We start from the raw sequence: 16579 nt of genomic DNA on the forward strand, positions 1-16579 counted from the left end.
GCACGGTTTCTTCCCAAATGGCGTATTTACCACCGGTTGCAGATTTAGGAATTAAGAATGTTATGAGGATGGACAATACCATCAATTGCTCGCGGTTTTCTTTAAAATGATTTGTTTTCATATTCTCTTTGTTTTTTTGTACCACAAAGTAACGGCAGTGCCAGCGCTTCGACGTTTGATTTAAATCACATAAAATATATTGGCCGACTATTTAATCATAGCCAAAAACTACATAAGTCAGGCAGTAACGAATTTATTTTCAAGACTTTTTACCAATGCTATTTCGTAACGGCCTTTCAGGATCGGGTTAGACATTGATATCAACATGCATAAACATTGCCATACCTTCTGTTTTTTGCTGTGGATGCAGTAAGTGATTTAAAGTCAGCATGACCATGCCCCAGCATTTTCGGGCCTCGAAGTATTTTAATGAGAAAGCTGGAAATTAAGAGCAATTCGTTGATTGAATATCTGTGACTACTAAGCAATACTCTACATTTGATTCAACTTTTATGGGTTGATCAAATTAACAACTGATTAATATTAGGCCTTTTTCTTTTACTAACTTACGTATTGACGTTTTAAACTGTTGTTCGCCAAATTTCGTAATTAATGACTCGTACAAAGGTTTTTTCATTCATTTTTGTTTTGCGGTCAGATGTTCCCAATTTTAGAATTCGAGTAATACATAAATAACCTTTTTCTTTTGTTGTCAAGCTTCTTCCGTCAATCACTTCTGTAACTATCAGGTCGTCAAATGACATCAGAATATTTATTAAACAGTTTTGCGCAAATCCAGCATCTAGTTGCATATTCAACAGGCTTGACCATCATATTCCGTGAAAATGAAAAATGAATTCCGTAAGACTTTGAGCAGGTTAATTTATTGATATTAAATAATGTTTCTTAACCTTGATGACACAAATTGGTGTTCTAATCCTATGGAATTGTATTGTCAAACCTTGCGGATTTTCCATCATAGACTGATGTTACAACGCTATTGCCAGTTGCTCAATTATCTGATAAAGACAAGTGGTTTGACAGATGTATTTCTGTTCTTCGTGATCTAATATTATTAATTGTTTCTCCGGATGATGGTACTCTGACCGACATTGATTTAATTGCCAGTTATCGCCCTTAATTATCTCACGTGCTACATCAACGCGTTCATTTTATAAAATTAATAAATTTAACCTAACCTAACCCCAGATCTTGTACTATTGGATTTCTGTCATTAAACGCTTCTTAAACTAATTTCATTTATCAAACTTTTTAAAATAAGAGTATTTAAATTTAGAGAAATATTTTTTAGAAAATATAGTAAGAACTTTTACATAGATTTAACATGAAAATCATATAGACAACAATGCCCCAAACCGTGCTCAGCGATTCTCAATTGACTGGCCTTTTAAAAAAAGGCGACGAAGGCGCATTTAATGAAATATACCGGCGATTCTGGAAAAAGGTATATAACGAATCGTATAAAAGGTTAAGGGATACCGATTTGTCTGAAGATCTTGTGCAGGATGTTTTTTCTGATCTTTGGTTGAAAAGATTTGACCGGGACATTGAAAACCTGGGCGCTTACCTTATTACTGCTACCCGGTACCAGGTCTATTTGGTTTACAAAAAAAATAATAAGCAACCTTATTTTGAAAAGCCTTTGGATAATATTGCCGATGTGACAGTTGCGTGTGATTCTTTATATGAATTAAATGATCTTAAAGATTGCATTAGTCAATGGATGAGTTTGCAGCCAATAAAACGCAGGGAAGTTTTCAGGTTGAAGTTTATAGAAGACAAGTCTACAAAAGAGATTAGCGAGTTTTTAAATATTTCACAAAAAACGGTACAAAACCAATTCACTACATCATTACACAGCTTACGGTCGACATTAAGTAAATTGCTGCTGTTGCTATCACTTTTTATCATTCTTTAAAGGGGTTTTAAACCTGTTATAAAAAATATTTTTTCTGGGATGGGATATTGCAAGTGTTTTATACACTGTAATAATATAATCTTAAATTATGTCAGCCCAACTGAAAAAAGAATTTCTTGAATTACGAAAAAAGTACCTAAACGGCACAGCATCACCTGCCGAAATTCAATTACTTGAACAATACTATGCGCTTTTTTCAGAAGAAGAAAATGCTACCGACCAGCTAACCCAGCAGGAAATTGCCGATCTGGAAGAGTGTCTTGAAAAAGGTATCCAAAGGCGTATTACAGCCAGGCAAAAACCGGTTGTGCCTTTTTATAAAAAGTCTTATGTACGTGCTGCCTCCGTTATTATTTTTGCTTTGTCGGCAGTATTATTTATCAAAAGCAGGCAAAACGGGCAGCAAGCTCCTGAACACATAACTACTGCTTATGACATCCATCCTGGCGGTAATAAGGCAATATTAACACTTTCTAACGGATCAAAGCTTACTTTAAATGATAGTAAGAATGGCTTCCTGGCTACCCAGTCGGGTTCTGTTGTTGTTAAAAATGACAGCATTTTATCTTATCAAAGAACCGGAAATACTTCCGAGCGTATAAATTACAACACCATTACCACGCCAAAGGGAGGCCAATATCAATTAGTACTGGCCGATGGCACCAGGGTTTGGTTAAACGCAGCCTCGTCATTAAAGTTTCCAACAGTATTTAATGGCAGGGACAGGAGCGTGGAACTTACCGGTGAGGCCTATTTCGAGGTCGCAAAAAATAAGGCTAAACCATTTAATGTTAAAACAGCAACCCAGACCGTGCAGGTATTGGGTACGCATTTCGACATCAATTCTTACGAGGATGAGGCGGGTGTTAAAACAACTTTGTTAGAAGGCAGTGTTAAAATAAAATCTGTAGCAGGTAGTGTTACAATAAGCCCGGGGCAACAGGCCATTTTATCCGGCAGCCAGTTGCTTGTTAATAAAGATCTGGATACTGATGAAGTAGTCGCCTGGAAAAACGGAATGTTTCAGTTTAACGAGGGTGACATACAAACTATTATGCACCAAATTGAGCGTTGGTATGATATAGATGTTGTATTTAAAGGCTCAATACCCAACTATACCTATCACGGAAAAATATCGCGGAATGTAAATGTAACTCAGGTACTCAAAATACTTGAGCTAAGCGGAATAAACTTTACTATAGAAGGGAGGAAAATCATAGTAGGAGCATAGCTGATAAAGATATAAGTCAACCAGCAGGGCCAGTTGGCTTTACCGGCAAAAAAAAACCGGAAAGTGTTGCAGCACTTCCGGCATAAAGGCTGGGAAAATTAATGACATTTTGCTAACCATTGTTTAACCCAAAACCAAACAAATGTATGGAATTTTCTACTATTTATCCGTTAAGGTATAACTACCAGCGGCTTAAAAAACCCCTATTGGTTATGAAGCTAACCATCTTATTGATCATTGTTACATGCATGAATCTCGGCGCAGCCACCTTTGGCCAAAATATAACGTTGAGTGCCAAAAGCGCGTCGCTTGAAAAAGTTCTTAGTGAAATTGAAAAACAAAGCGGTTATACTTTTTGGTATAATACAAACCTGATCAAGCAGTCACCCAAAATATCTCTGGAGATCAAAAATTCGTCAGTTGAAGACGCGTTGGAGGCTTGCTTCAAGAACAGGCCGATCACCTATACCATTGTTCAAAAAACGATTGTATTAAAGCCAAAGGCTACTGAAGCTGTAAATACTAAGATACAATATGCCGATCCGATTACTATAAAAGGCAAAGTTACAAATGGTAATAACGCGCCACTTAGCGCTGTTACCATAAAAGTAAAAGGAACACAAAAGGGAACTTTAACTGATGATAATGGTAACTTTCAAATAACTGTACCTGATAAAAGCGCTGTCCTTGTATTTACCCACATTGGTTACACTGCAAAGGAAGTACCGGTTGGCGACAATACAAATATTAACGTCAGCCTTGAAGAAGCTGCCAGTGCCTTACAGGATGTGGTGGTTACCGCATTAGGTATTAAACGCGAAAAAAAATCATTAGGTTATTCGGCGCAAACTGTTTCCGGGGCTGATATGGATAAAGTAAATCCGCCAAATGTCGCCACAGGCTTAATGGGTAAGGTAGCAGGTCTGAATATTTCGCAACCAAATGGTGTTGAAGGCGCATCTACCCGTATAGTGATCAGAGGTAATAGTAACCTTGCCGGAAATAACCAGGCATTAATAGTTGTTGATAACGTTATAATTGATAACGAACCTGTAATGAGAAGTGGCATAGTGAAATCAGCCCAGGATGCTTTAACGCTAAGTAGCGGAGGGGTTGATGTTTCACAACCACCGGTAGATAATGGATCATTTTTAAATAGCCTGAATCCGGACGACGTAGAGAGCATTAACGTGTTAAAAGGGCCTACAGCGGCGGCTTTGTACGGTGCACGCGGTGCAAACGGTGTTATATTGATAGTTACAAAAAAAGGTGCAAGAAAGAAGGGATTTGGTGTTGATTACGGCTACACTTATCGTGTTAATGATCCATATCGTTATATTAAAACACAAGATGAATATGGGAACGGCATGACCGAGGATCTTTATTCGGCAAATCCGTCCTTTTATAAAGATGCCGATGGCAATAACAGGCAAGAGCAAATCGGTGGTGACCCATACGGCCCACTGGGTAATATACCCGGTGCTTATGTAAGCCCCGGAGTTACCAGCGCGGCAGGCGGACCTTTTTATAATTACATCGGTTTTCCCGGTGATGGAGCCTCATGGGGGCCAAAAATGGAAGGCCAGCCACTGGTATGGTGGGATGGCACGACCAGGCCATACACCGGTAATTCAAATATCTTTAAGAGCTTTTATAAAAAAGGAAACACCCAAACTCATAATATATCAGTTTCAGGTGGCGGCGAATTGGGTACGCTGCGTGTGTCATATACAAGAAGCACAAATGATGGCATAACCTATAACAGTAATAACGCCACAAACACTTTTAATATAGGTTCATCTATTAACGTAAGCCCTAAAGTAAAAATTGATGCTACCGCCAGTTATATTAATTTGAATAAATTAAATCCACCGAATTTATATGGCGAAAATGGCGGCGGGGGTAATATTGGCGTAGGTTACATGACGGTTTACAATTTACCGGCCGATTACAAACCTATTGAGAGAGGCCTGACTACATTACCTGACGGGTCGCGAAATCCTATATTAGGCAAATCACCATTTGAGTATGGGCAGCAATATTATTGGTGGAATACTTTTAATGATAATACCAATATTACTCAAAACCAGTTTGTAGGTTCTATCTCGCTCAATGCGGAAATTACGCCGTGGTTAACGGCAGTAGGTAACCTTGGGTTGGATTACTATACTACCGAGTTTATTACTCAAAATTATCCTACTGATGCAGCAGGTTTGCAGGGTTCATATGGTTATGACTTGGCAAGGTCATCTACAAATAACCTGGACGGTCGTTTAGTTTTTCATAAGGATAAAATAGTGCATGACATTAATGCCAGCTTATCACTGGGTGCAAGGCATTATTATAACAATGTATATGATATAGCACAAAATAACCCGGGGCCTTTTAACTATCCATTTTTGTTTAATCTGGGTAATTATGGCGGCAACACTGCAACTGCCCTTAATGGTACTGAGAGCAGGTACGTACAAGAAATAAATTCGGTATACGGTTTGCTTAACCTTTCGTACAAAAACTACCTGTATTTAGATCTGTCAGGCACTAACGACTGGTCGTCAACAATTCGTCCTACCAATTGGAGTTATTTTTACCCTTCTGCAAGTTTGAGCTTTGTGTTTACTGATGCTTTTGATATAGGTTCGGTAAAAGATTGGCTAAGCTATGGTAAATTAAGGATAAGCGAAGCAGAAAGCGCTAATGCTTACCTGCCTTATCAAAACAGCCTTATTTACAGTCCAAATGGCACTCCTGGTTTTACCACTGGTGCAAATACGCCAACTACATATCCTACCAACATTGAACCTCAACGTTCAAGGTCGTTTGAGATCGGGCCAGACCTGGGTTTGTTTAATGACCGTTTAAACGTGAACTTTACATATTATAATACCTATTCAGATCACCAGATCATAAATATCCCCGTTGCCTCTTCGGCAGGTATTTCAAATACTTTGATAAATACAGGCGCTTTACGTAACCGTGGTATTGAGTTAACCGTGAGCGGAAAAGTAATGAAATCGGATAATTTTTCGTGGGATATAACCTTGAACGCTGCACATAATCAAAATAAGGTCGTATCGTTACAGCCGGGCATTGATGCACTGCAAATAGGTTCATGGTTTGGTGCCAATGGTGTTTCAATGATGGTTAAACCTGGTGATAATTATGGTGACATTTATGGCACTGATTATAAATATGAGAACGGGCAAAAAATTGTTAACCTGATATACGCTGATGGCATAAATACCGGAAACGGCCCTGTAATAGGTTCGCAATACGCTACTACAACAGATGTTGTTAAAATAGGCAACGCTACGCCAAAATTGACAGGTGGTATCTCGCAAACTTTCCGTTACAAAAACTTCAGTTTATATGTTTTAACTGACTTTAAACTTGGCGGTCAAATCTGGTCTGGCGATTATGCTACCATGATGGGCCAGGGTATGCTTCCTGAAACTGTTTATGAAAGAGATGGTAACGGTTTACCTTATACTTATCCTGATGGTACAAAAGCTAATGTTGGCGTAATTATGCCAGGTGTTACATTAAACTCGTCGGGCAAATATGTGCAAAATACAAGTGTTGTGAACGCGTGGTGGAAATATGCTGGCGAATACCAGTCATGGACCACTGTTGGCGCTCCAATGCCACGTTCAAACTCTGTATTTAATGATTCATGGGGGAAATTGCGTGAGGTATCTATCACTTATACACTTCCAAAAGAGTTTATACAGAAAAGCAAGGTTTTCCAAACCTTGGCCGTCTCTCTGATTGGGCGCGACCTGTTTTACCTGTTCACCACTTTACCTGACAAGATCAACCCTGAAAGTATAGTTGGTACAGGAAACGTGCAGGGCATACAGTTTGGTGGCTTACCGGGCGTACGTTCATACGGTTTCTCGGTAAAAGCAGGATTTTAACATAATTAAGAAAACTTAAAACATACTATTATGTCAAAGTATAATAATATAAAAAAATGGATGGCAATAATGACCACTACGGTTATTGTTGCTGCAATTTTTGCGTCGTGTACCAAGAATTTTGTTAAGGAAAATACTCCGTTTACCGGGCCTACAGTGGCCACGCTTCCACAACTTTACACTGGTATTGGCGCTAACCTTGACGCTAATGCCGAAGGGATGGACAATACAGGTGCAAGATGGTTATATCCTATTACACAATTAGGCGCCGTATATGCGGTATCTGACTATCCTTACGGCAGCGGGCCTAACTGGAGCGGTTTTTACCAAAACCTTGTAGGTATGGGGCAAATGATTGCCAAAATGCACGCAGAAGCTGATTCAGCAACTTACGTTAACACCGAAGCAATGGTAAGAACCCTTAGGGCATACCAGGCCCTAGAGCTATCGAACCTTTACGGCGATATGCCATACTTTAAAGCGGCAAAAGCATTTTCAGGTTCAACAGCCGATCTTAAAGCACCTTATGATAAGCAACAAGCTATATATTTGTCATGCTTGGGCGACCTAACCTGGGCTGTTAATCATTTTAACACCAATGCAAACCAGTATTCACTTGGATCGAACGAATTCCTTTTAAAGGGGGATATCGCTCAATGGATAAAATTTGCTAATTCGCTCCGGTTACGTTACGCGCTTACTATGTATGATAAAGACAATGCTGATGCGGGGCCTATTATTGCCGATGCTTTAAATAAACCTTTATTGTCAGACCCTGTACTTGATGTTGTTGGCCTTTCAACTGCAAATATTCCCGGCATAGGTTACGGCAGCAGGGGGTCATTTTTTAACCAAGAAAGCCGTGCCAGAATGGGAAGCACCCTATGGAACTTATTCAGCAATAATAACAATACTGATGGCAGCGGAATATTTGACTTAAGGGCTAAAATATTTTTTGAAGTGAATGGAAGTAATCAATGGGTACCTTACCCGCAAAATCCGGTTACTCCAATAGCTGACGGAGGAAGCCCGGACCCCTATAATACTCAAAGAGATGGAGATTGGTCGTTAGGTAAGGTAGGTAATTTATATTCAGATTATAACTATTACTGGGGACGCGACGGCAACATTGGGGGATCAACGAATCCTTGTCCTGAGATCTTTATGTCGGCAGCTGAAACAGACTTTTTAAAGGCCGAGGCTTATGTAAGAGGTGCTGGCGTTGCTCAAAATAATGCAGCAGCAGCGGCGGCTTATAACGATGGTATTACAGCTTCACTTACCTTCTGGAAAAATATGGCATTTCAGTCAAGCGTTTGGGTGGTAAATAAACCGTCTTCAGGCACGCCAACCGATGCGGAACTTAACGCGGTTAAGACCAATTCGAAAGTTGCTTGGAGTGATGCTAATGGCCTTAAGTTGATATACGCTCAAGAGTGGATAGATCTTTTCCGCCAGCCATGGGTAGCTTGGGCATTGATGAGAAGAACAGGAAACGCAACCCCACAGGATACAACTAACCCGACAGGTTATACCCAAAATTACGGCAGTCTGCAACGCTTCTCTTATCCTGGTGATGAGAAGCAATATAATTTTGCCAATTGGCAGGCGGCTACAGGCGGCTCAGATCTTACAAGTACAAAGATCTGGATAGCAAAATAATTGTTTAACGAAAAATAATACAAATTCATTTAAAAGCAGTCCAAATCAACGGGCTGCTTTTTTCTATTATTGCTGTTCAGCGTTATTGATACGGGCTTTCGCCGCGTGCAAAAAAGTGATTCCTCAAACACGCAACAAGATGATAATTCAGCAAAGTTGAAAATTGTTGTCAAATGGAGTTATACGTCTGATACAGTTAAAATGTATGTAGGGGACAAGCTAACCGAAACCTATCCCACTGGAGGCGTCAATTCATCCTAATACGAACAATTCAACAGTGACAGTACTGGGCAAGGCGGTAAAACGGGTGAATCGCCAGTTGGATTCACTTATTCAATTAATGGTTCCACTCTAACGCTAACTACGCCGAAGTAAACCGTTAACGGTGTCACTACAGCAGCAAATGTTGAGAACGCAACTATCAGGTCTTTGACATCCAATGTTATAGTACGTTATTACGATGACATTGAGACCGAAAACAGCATTACTTACCGGGCAACAGAGGTCGCCCATTTTTCAAAATAGTAAATTGGTACTTTACAGAAGCATAAAGAATTTACTTTATCTATTGTTTCTACTTTCATAAGTAGTGCACTCACAAAGGTGAGCATCGGCAGGTCTTCGTTTTCGCCGTGGGGTTATTGATTTAAAATGTCGATGCCATCAAGAAATCAGTGAACACCTTAAATGTCTTTTGACTTGCAACTTTCATTTGTACGCCATAGATTTATAAGAACATGAGGTACAAAGCGAATAAGACATCTGCAACTAATACAACAACAGTAAAGAAGACTGAGAAATCTTAGTATCCAATCAAGTGATGCCTGGCTGCATAAGCCAAGCATCACTCTATACTTGTAATGAACCTTTTCTGAATTTCAAAACGTTGTCGAAATTGCCCACTTAATGAAGTTTGCAATATATAACCAGGGAGCGAGCAAGATCAAAATAAATGGCATGCATCATTATGGCGTTGCAGGTAATACTGTATTTTCATCAATGGCAAGCAATCGTATAAAGGAGATATCAATATCCTGAGAAGCATTTACAAGAATAACGGATTAACGATATTAAGTACGTGGGACGCGCTGCACTTACAGTTTATTGCCGTGGCCGATCAACAGACCTTAAGAAATGCGGTAGCCGCTAAGGGCGGAGCATAAGTTGATTTTAGTGAGTTGGCAGTTAGTAATGACAGCCGGCTGTGTGGAATATGGTGATGCCTTCATAATATAATTCTTCTTATGAAAGAACCGGAAGACAAAGCCGTGGAAGAGCAGCCTAGAGCTGGCAATAATCAACGCTGTAATCAAGGAAACAGTTGTTTTTACCAAGGATTTGCCATTATGATAAAAGGTTTTGTATAAGCTAATATAATGAAAATACGCAGTCGTAGCTACGGCTATTTGCTAATGTATCAGTTTGCGTTATTGTTAGCGGCAAAACGAAACAACATATTTTAAGTATAATTTTTAGCATTCTCTGTTAAACTTCGATTGATGGATAAAAAAGCTATAATTTTAAACTAACAGGCTACCTATTTTTCGCTGTATTTTAAATGAACCTAAACCTGTGACGTATCTAGTTTTTGTAGGTTTTTCCAATTGGAATTTCTGTTTTCTCTATCCACAAACGATTCTTGTGTATCTTTTTTATATGATTGATGTTGATAATAAAAGAACGGTGTATAAGTTGGATATCCCGCAACGCTTGACCACCATATTTGGGGAAAATAGAAACTGAATTCCGTAACACTTTGATCAGGTTAACATATTCATTTTAAACAGTATTTCTAAACTTTGATTACACTAATCGGTGCTCTACATCCTACGGAATTGTATTGTCAAACCTCACGGAAATTCCAATAAGAGGTTGGTAGCAGTAAAAAAGAGATTTGAAAATTGCGTTTTAGCACAAATGATCACTGCTAGGTTAGCTCTTTTGGTAGTGGGAAAGGATCTTGATAGTTGCTGTTTGTTTCCATTAATTATTTTAATGTTGTTTCACCTGTATCAGTTGGGTTATCTCCTCAAAAGGGCGGGGGCAATTCTTGATTTTTGAAATGTGTTTTAATGGACCGGGTGGGTGCTTATTATTGTCCCAAACCTTACTGTTGACTAAGAATCTTTATTAGAATTCAGAAAGTTTTGATGATTCTACTGGCATTTAAAGTCAGATAATACATTTCCGGACTATTTTATAGAAATTCGTATATGCTTTAAAGCTATTTCGAGGTCTTCCCGTTTATATCGAACCTTAGATCCAAGCCTGTGAGCTTTAATTAACCCACGTTTGGTGTAATCGTGTAGAGTGGGAAGAGATATACTCAGCAACTTAGCGGTTTCCTGGCGAGTTAAGATGGAATTTTCCAACTCATTTTTTGGGGGCAGCGAATTAAAACTATTCAAAATCGCTTTAAGCACGCAGGCGGAGACGAGTGATTCAAATTCTTCAGTCGTTAGGCCGGTGAATGTAATTTGTGTTGCCATATAATTGAATTAATATGGCGCAAAGGGATTAAGAAAAGAAATTGAAAAAAATACCTAAGGGGTATTTCTAGGGATTTTTATTTTTAAAACTGGACTTTTTTTGAACGGGCATTTGGCTTGCTCTTATTGAATATATCTTTTAGAGTGTTTTCTTTTAGAACATTTCCCTTGTTATCTCTGAAATTGTCGATTAAAATTCTAATTAAATTTTGATCAGAACACTGTATTTTTCCTTTCTCTTTTAATTCGTAAAATATAGTAGGAACATAATTTATAGAAATATTGGAAAAGTAAATGGGCGTTTTTCCTTCTGAAAAACTGAGTCTCAGTATCTGATTAAAATCTATCGTAATTTGATAATTGTCACAAATTTCTATTAAATCTGCTTCTGTTAATACTTTTCCACTGGCATCACTTGAAATGAATAACAAAACCTGTAATAGATTACCTGATGTTGTTTTAATTTTATTTTTATTCAACAACTCTAAGAATATGCCGGCCAGTTCTTGAAATGAAAATTTATTTGTTAAAATTATTGGATCGTTAAATTTCTGCAATTCTCTTTCGGAATCGGCTGCTGGCATCACAAAATATTCTTTTTCGATTTCCTTTTTTCTGCCAATCAGAAATTCTAACTTTCTTTTATTATGGTTGCCAATCGACAAGCTATCGAGTACATGCTCGTCGATTAGCTGCAGACAAAACTTATACGAATCCTCAAAACTGTCAATCTCTTTGTTCTTTTGAACCCAAAATGTATCGTTTAAATATGTGATATAATGTAAAAAACGGTTAATTTCATAAGATTCTATTTCAATGAAACGGTATTCAGAAATGCCGAATTTTTCATCATATAGTTCTAAGATGATTTGTAAAGAGAGTGATAAACTTTGAAATCCAACAATAATCGCATTATAGTCCAGCGTTTGTTGGTCAAGAGTTCTTCTTTTATCTTATCTGAGACTTTCATATTTAACCGACAACAAATCCGACAACAAAAATCAAAAAAGCCCCTCTAATTGCTTAGAGAGGCTTTTCTCGTGATCCCGCTGGGACTCGAACCCAGGACCCCAACATTAAAAGTGTTATGCTCTACCGGCTGAGCTACGGAATCGTTTAACCGTTTCTGATTAAAGTGGTGCAAATATAGGAGTATTTGACTATGTGTGCAAGCCTTATTTTAATTTATTTTAAAGTAATTTTAAGCGCTTCATTTTCAATTGTCTATAATTTAAAAATCCCGATTTTTCCGTTGTCGCCAGCTAATAACACCAAATTTCCGTGTTTTGCTTTGCGGCAAACGTTGTAACTGCTTACATCAATTTTAGCGTAGTTTTTGCCACCGTCAAGTGTGATATTTGTGCCGGATGTGCCGGTTGATAGGAAAGTATTATCGCGGATATACGTTACACATGACTGATAGCCAGCCGGAAAGGTATTTGCCATGTGCCATGTCAAACCTTTATCTACCGAATAGCAAGCGGTTGAATCTTGTTGTTTATCCTTTTGATAATCGCCGCCTACCACAATTAAATGATTATTGCCTATTGCAACAGAAAATGCCCCCTGTGCACTCTTGCCATGAATGACAGGGGCTGGCTGATGTAGCCACCCGACACTTTTTGTGTTTTTTACTATCAATTCGGCTGCGCTTCCACCGGTCGCGATAGCGAATAGCTTATTATCTGTTACCAGACAAGTGCCACTTGCCGCAAATGCGGCTTGGTTTTTTATAGCATCCGGCCCGTCAAATGGATTCCATGTGTTACCGCCATCGTTCGTTTCTATCAATAAAAATTTATTGTTGATAGGGTCGCCCATAACAAAACCATGTTTGGTGTTAATAAAATCCATGGCGTCTAAAAAATAAGCGGTATCCGTATTACGGTAATTGACTTTCCAGTTTGCGCCGCCATCAACAGTTTTAAGTATTAATGCCGGGGTACCGGAACTCATTATTACAGCCTCTTTATCAGAAAAAGCTTCAATATCCCTGAAATCAGATTTTTCAAATCCTTTAACCTGTTGCCAGTCCCACGTTTTGCCGCCATCGGTGGTGATGGCAATATTGCCTTTACTGCCACTTACCCAGGCAACATTATTGTCAACAACAGATAAACCGCGAATACTGGTTGGCTTGCCTTGTTGCAATAGCTCAATGCGTTGCGCAATAGCGCTTGCCGACAATAAAAGTAAGCTTGTTAAATACAATATAATATGCCTCATTTTAAAAATATCCAAGTTTTGATCAACCTATAAGTAAGCTGATTGCCCTAAGTTAATCTTTATGATTATTTTTTGTAAAGCAAGTGCATTTTAATATTTGTTTTAGCCGTATAAAAATTATATTTGCACCCTGCTTTACAGGCCCGGATGGCGAAATTGGTAAACGTTGCGGTCTCAGAAGCCGTTGAGAATTGTCTCTTGAGAGTTCGAGTCTCTCTTCGGGCACATCCATTTAATCAAAAGTCTTAGGTCTATAGTTTAATCGAAAGATCAAAATATAGGTTTAAGACTTTTAGCTTGTTATAAAGCCCGGGTGGCGAAATTGGTAGACGCACCATCTTGAGGGGGTGGCATTCGTAAGGATGTACGAGTTCGAATCTCGTTCCGGGCACAGATCCTATTTATCTTTTCTTTCGTTTTTAATGTCGTTGACTTGCTGCTGTAATACGGCGACATTGTTTTCTAATACCTTTAAGCGAATCTCGTTTACACGCGACTGGCTGTCCTGAATGGTTTTGATATCATGAATGTCGCTCTTTAATGATCCATTGTGAAATTGAAATATGCGGTCTGTTTTGTTGTAATTTTTTACCAGCGTTTTTAGCTGATCTGATCTGTTGTACAAATTCAAGGCATCGCGCAGGGCGCCTGCTTTAAGATTAGGTATATCCTGGCCAACCACAGTGATAACCTGATCGGCTTTTTCGCTGGCCAGGCAAAATAAAACCTGTTCAATAGCGTAAGTTTTGCCCGAGCTTGTACCGCCCTGGTTAATTACAATATGTGCTGTCGACTGGTAATTACGCTTAAATAAAACAGACGCTTCGTAGTTATTTGCGGTCATAATTAAAGGTTTTAAGTGTTATTGCTCAACTTCTTTCTCTGACGATGCAGGATTGGGACCGGTTTCGATCAACTGTACTTTTAAAGACTTTACCTGCCGCGGCTTTTTACTTGTCTTTTCATACCAGCCCATACTTTTTAGGGCGAACATGGCACCGGTAGGGGCGGGGTAATGCAGCCGGCTTTCGTAATATGCCATCACCCTAAAACGGGCACGCTTCACTTCGGCGGCATATTTGCCCTTCAATTCATAGCTATCAAAGTCTTCTTTGCTGTTAAAACCCAGGAACAATGCCAGGCCCGCTACTGTCGGTGGCTCAGGTTTTTCGTCTTTTATTTTTTGATCATCAGGCATAAGCCCAAAGTAAGATTCGATGAGTTTTAACAGTGATTTTTCGCTTGAAAATTTTAGTTTTTTCATTGTTGATAATTAAAATGCCGGCCGGAATAAACAGTAATAAAAGATATTTGATAATTAATGGCTATATTGCTGTTAATTAATGCTTTTTGGACCGATAGTTGTTTGATAAAAGCATCCCCCTGATTGTATCTTTTTCGTTAAATTTTGTTAAATGATAGTTTGAACAACTAATTGTAGTTTATATTCGTATTATATTTAAACCAAGCTTATCAGGTTTATGAAATTTGTTAGATTTATCTTAATAATTCTGTTTTTTTCGGCCGTGATCGTATCATGCCAGAAAGACCAGAACGTAGATTTAAGTCTGCCAAAAGCCACTAAGGCTGATACCAGCGATAATTCAGGCAATTTCTTTGCAGTTAAGGGTACATTGAACGTTACTGTTAATGATTCTACTTATACGTTTGATGCGACAAAAGATTCAATAGCCTTCATTAATGTCAATATTGACAGCAATAAATATTTTGGTATAACCGCTATCAACAAAGCGCATACAGTTAGTTTTGGTATTAGTTCACCCGGTTTTGCAGCGCCCGATATCGTAAACGGCATTGCCGGTGGGCAATTACTGTTTAGTGCCGACAGTAAACATGTGCAGCAGTATGCTTTGACAAATAGCGAAATTCCCGGCGAGGATAATCAAATTATGCTGAAAGAGTATATGAAAGATTCTGTATTGACCAAAGGTACATTCTCTGCTACAATGGTAAATAAAACTGTCAGTCACGACCAGCCAGCCCAGATCGTTCAGGGCAATTTCAATCTCCGAATAAAATAATCACCCCCCCTCTAAATCTCCCCCGGTAGGGGAGACTTCAAAAACCCTTCTGTAAGGCAGATATAGTTATAATGCGTGTTGTTATTAAAGAACAATACAAAGATAAATAAAAATTATGAATAATATGCTATTTGGCATATTATTTACCAAATATTTACATCGGCTACTTCATTTTCTACCAGTTGGGTAAGCAGTAGTTTAACTACCGCGTCGCGGGCCCATTGCTGCTCGGTAAGGGTAGCGTCTTCCTGGTACCATCTAATGGGTTCGTTTATTTCAATGCGTGCCTTGTACACAAAGTTTTTCTTAGGGTGTATCTTATTGCCCTCATAGCTGTTCAGATTTTCGCCACGAATGATCTTTGCAAACTGTTTGGTGCTGATGTCAAGCTGCAGGCATTCGTCCAGCGAATTTTTAAAGTCGTGCTTGTCTTCAAGCCATAGGGTTAGTATGTCGGCGGTTAATTCATGATCGGCTACTGATATGCGGCTATAATCATAATCAACAGAGATGATCATCCACCATAGTTTGTCTTTTAGTTTTTGTGTGATCTTTATCATTTTTAATAAGTTTTATCCATCAGTTTTTTGATGATGGACAGGGTTTAGTGATATCTCACCCGGCCCCTTCCGTGGGGAAGGCGGGTGAGGCTGTTTTCTTTAAAGAACGGGGTAGGCGGGTACCCACCCGGGGATATATTTCTGTATTGCAGCTATTTCTTTACAGAATTTGTTGCAGGTGGCCTGGTAGGCTTTGAGGCGGATACTGTGCTGCTGCTCGTCAGTGTCCTTATCTGCAGGCAATTGCGGAGTGCTATGCTTAATTGCGGAGTAAGCGATATACATTTTTTAGATTTTTTTGATGTTTTAATGTGATAGTGGTTTGTATGCAGGGTCGCTTTTGTTACCTAAGTATAGGTGTGCAACTGCCATTTTTGTGTTAGTTTTTGTATTTCTTTATTTTTCATACTGTTTTTTCTTTATTTTATTTGGTTTGTATATAATTATATATTAGATTCGCTGAAGATTGAATTACAAATATAAAGAAATATCTTTATTAAAAATCAAGAAAAT

The 16579-nt window shown here is 38.7% G+C and carries 15 protein-coding genes, 3 tRNA genes and 1 pseudogene; 9 read left to right on the plus strand and 10 right to left on the minus strand.

What is annotated here, in order from left to right; all coding sequences use genetic code 11:
• Positions 1–581 precede the first annotated feature (581 nt).
• Positions 582–764, minus strand: a complete 183-nt coding sequence (locus FO440_RS10630) for a hypothetical protein (RefSeq protein WP_144248254.1) — start codon at positions 762–764, stop codon at positions 582–584.
• A gap of 602 nt (positions 765–1366) precedes the next feature.
• Here FO440_RS10630 and FO440_RS10635 point away from each other — a divergent pair.
• The 6 genes and pseudogenes from FO440_RS10635 (at position 1367) to FO440_RS24980 (ending at position 10116) form a co-directional block, all read left to right on the plus strand.
• The gene (locus FO440_RS10635; RefSeq protein WP_144248255.1) at positions 1367–1939 is read left to right on the plus strand and encodes an RNA polymerase sigma factor; all 573 of its coding nucleotides are present in this window, start codon (positions 1367–1369) and stop codon (positions 1937–1939) included.
• Between the two features lie 88 nt (positions 1940–2027).
• The gene (locus tag FO440_RS10640; protein WP_144248256.1) at positions 2028–3170 is read left to right on the plus strand and encodes a FecR family protein; all 1143 of its coding nucleotides are present in this window, start codon (positions 2028–2030) and stop codon (positions 3168–3170) included.
• A gap of 146 nt (positions 3171–3316) precedes the next feature.
• Complete coding sequence (locus FO440_RS10645) at positions 3317–7087, plus strand: SusC/RagA family TonB-linked outer membrane protein (protein ID WP_144248257.1); 3771 nt, start codon at positions 3317–3319, stop codon at positions 7085–7087.
• Between the two features lie 219 nt (positions 7088–7306).
• Positions 7307–7834 (plus strand): annotated as a pseudogene (locus tag FO440_RS25110) (SusD/RagB family nutrient-binding outer membrane lipoprotein); the annotation flags it as partial.
• Positions 7826–8749 (plus strand): SusD/RagB family nutrient-binding outer membrane lipoprotein, encoded by a 924-nt coding sequence (locus tag FO440_RS25115; RefSeq protein WP_394348375.1) that lies wholly within the window; start codon positions 7826–7828, stop codon positions 8747–8749. The pseudogene FO440_RS25110 and the gene FO440_RS25115, both read left to right, overlap by 9 nt.
• 1244 nt (positions 8750–9993) lie before the next feature.
• Positions 9994–10116 (plus strand): hypothetical protein, encoded by a 123-nt coding sequence (locus FO440_RS24980; protein ID WP_262711486.1) that lies wholly within the window; start codon positions 9994–9996, stop codon positions 10114–10116.
• A 214-nt stretch (positions 10117–10330) separates the two neighbouring features.
• Here the strand turns inward: FO440_RS24980 and FO440_RS25120 are convergent, their stop codons facing one another.
• From FO440_RS25120 to FO440_RS10675, 5 genes are all read right to left on the minus strand, one after another.
• Positions 10331–10504, minus strand: a complete 174-nt coding sequence (locus FO440_RS25120; protein ID WP_186292642.1) for a LytTR family transcriptional regulator DNA-binding domain-containing protein — start codon at positions 10502–10504, stop codon at positions 10331–10333.
• A 437-nt stretch (positions 10505–10941) separates the two neighbouring features.
• Positions 10942–11238: a helix-turn-helix domain-containing protein gene (locus FO440_RS10660; protein WP_144248259.1), complete on the minus strand. Its 297-nt coding sequence runs from the start codon at positions 11236–11238 to the stop codon at positions 10942–10944.
• Positions 11239–11321: 83 nt separating this feature from the next.
• Positions 11322–11903: a hypothetical protein gene (locus tag FO440_RS10665; RefSeq protein ID WP_144248260.1), complete on the minus strand. Its 582-nt coding sequence runs from the start codon at positions 11901–11903 to the stop codon at positions 11322–11324.
• A 376-nt stretch (positions 11904–12279) separates the two neighbouring features.
• Positions 12280–12352: transfer RNA gene (locus tag FO440_RS10670), tRNA-Lys, on the minus strand.
• Positions 12353–12462: 110 nt separating this feature from the next.
• Positions 12463–13464 (minus strand): WD40/YVTN/BNR-like repeat-containing protein, encoded by a 1002-nt coding sequence (locus tag FO440_RS10675; RefSeq protein WP_144248261.1) that lies wholly within the window; start codon positions 13462–13464, stop codon positions 12463–12465.
• Positions 13465–13605: 141 nt separating this feature from the next.
• On the opposite strand from FO440_RS10675, the gene FO440_RS10680 reads away from it, so the two are divergent.
• A tRNA-Leu gene (locus FO440_RS10680) sits at positions 13606–13689 on the plus strand.
• A gap of 82 nt (positions 13690–13771) precedes the next feature.
• Positions 13772–13855, plus strand: a tRNA-Leu gene (locus FO440_RS10685).
• A 6-nt stretch (positions 13856–13861) separates the two neighbouring features.
• On the opposite strand, the gene FO440_RS10690 is transcribed toward FO440_RS10685, so the two are convergent.
• Both FO440_RS10690 and FO440_RS10695 read right to left on the minus strand, forming a co-directional pair.
• A complete protein-coding gene (locus FO440_RS10690; RefSeq protein WP_144248262.1) occupies positions 13862–14308 on the minus strand; it encodes a hypothetical protein in 447 nt (148 codons plus the stop codon).
• 18 nt (positions 14309–14326) lie between these two features.
• The gene (locus FO440_RS10695; RefSeq protein WP_144248263.1) at positions 14327–14728 is read right to left on the minus strand and encodes a terminase small subunit; all 402 of its coding nucleotides are present in this window, start codon (positions 14726–14728) and stop codon (positions 14327–14329) included.
• A gap of 217 nt (positions 14729–14945) precedes the next feature.
• On the opposite strand from FO440_RS10695, the gene FO440_RS10700 reads away from it, so the two are divergent.
• Complete coding sequence (locus FO440_RS10700; protein ID WP_144248264.1) at positions 14946–15506, plus strand: hypothetical protein; 561 nt, start codon at positions 14946–14948, stop codon at positions 15504–15506.
• Positions 15507–15649: 143 nt separating this feature from the next.
• Here FO440_RS10700 and FO440_RS10705 read toward each other — a convergent pair whose 3' ends face one another.
• Both FO440_RS10705 and FO440_RS10710 read right to left on the minus strand, forming a co-directional pair.
• Positions 15650–16066: a hypothetical protein gene (locus FO440_RS10705; protein WP_144248265.1), complete on the minus strand. Its 417-nt coding sequence runs from the start codon at positions 16064–16066 to the stop codon at positions 15650–15652.
• A gap of 99 nt (positions 16067–16165) precedes the next feature.
• Positions 16166–16351: a hypothetical protein gene (locus tag FO440_RS10710; RefSeq protein ID WP_144248266.1), complete on the minus strand. Its 186-nt coding sequence runs from the start codon at positions 16349–16351 to the stop codon at positions 16166–16168.
• Between the last annotated feature and the right edge of the window lie 228 nt (positions 16352–16579).

Origin of the sequence: Mucilaginibacter corticis (assembly GCF_007558865.1) — a bacterium.
Taxonomy (GTDB): domain Bacteria; phylum Bacteroidota; class Bacteroidia; order Sphingobacteriales; family Sphingobacteriaceae; genus Mucilaginibacter; species Mucilaginibacter corticis.

What these genes read in the sequence shown, in the direction of transcription:
- FO440_RS10630 (WP_144248254.1), bottom strand. Translation starts at nt 764, where the DNA reads ATGTCATTTGACGACCTGATAGTTACAGAAGTGATTGACGGAAGAAGC.
- FO440_RS10635 (WP_144248255.1), top strand. Translation starts at nt 1,367, where the DNA reads ATGCCCCAAACCGTGCTCAGCGATTCTCAATTGACTGGCCTTTTAAAA.
- FO440_RS10640 (WP_144248256.1), top strand. Translation starts at nt 2,028, where the DNA reads ATGTCAGCCCAACTGAAAAAAGAATTTCTTGAATTACGAAAAAAGTAC.
- FO440_RS10645 (WP_144248257.1), top strand. Translation starts at nt 3,317, where the DNA reads ATGGAATTTTCTACTATTTATCCGTTAAGGTATAACTACCAGCGGCTT.
- FO440_RS24980 (WP_262711486.1), top strand. Translation starts at nt 9,994, where the DNA reads ATGAAAGAACCGGAAGACAAAGCCGTGGAAGAGCAGCCTAGAGCTGGC.
- FO440_RS10660 (WP_144248259.1), bottom strand. Translation starts at nt 11,238, where the DNA reads ATGGCAACACAAATTACATTCACCGGCCTAACGACTGAAGAATTTGAA.
- FO440_RS10675 (WP_144248261.1), bottom strand. Translation starts at nt 13,464, where the DNA reads ATGAGGCATATTATATTGTATTTAACAAGCTTACTTTTATTGTCGGCA.
- FO440_RS10690 (WP_144248262.1), bottom strand. Translation starts at nt 14,308, where the DNA reads ATGACCGCAAATAACTACGAAGCGTCTGTTTTATTTAAGCGTAATTAC.
- FO440_RS10695 (WP_144248263.1), bottom strand. Translation starts at nt 14,728, where the DNA reads ATGAAAAAACTAAAATTTTCAAGCGAAAAATCACTGTTAAAACTCATC.
- FO440_RS10700 (WP_144248264.1), top strand. Translation starts at nt 14,946, where the DNA reads ATGAAATTTGTTAGATTTATCTTAATAATTCTGTTTTTTTCGGCCGTG.
- FO440_RS10705 (WP_144248265.1), bottom strand. Translation starts at nt 16,066, where the DNA reads ATGATAAAGATCACACAAAAACTAAAAGACAAACTATGGTGGATGATC.
- FO440_RS10710 (WP_144248266.1), bottom strand. Translation starts at nt 16,351, where the DNA reads ATGTATATCGCTTACTCCGCAATTAAGCATAGCACTCCGCAATTGCCT.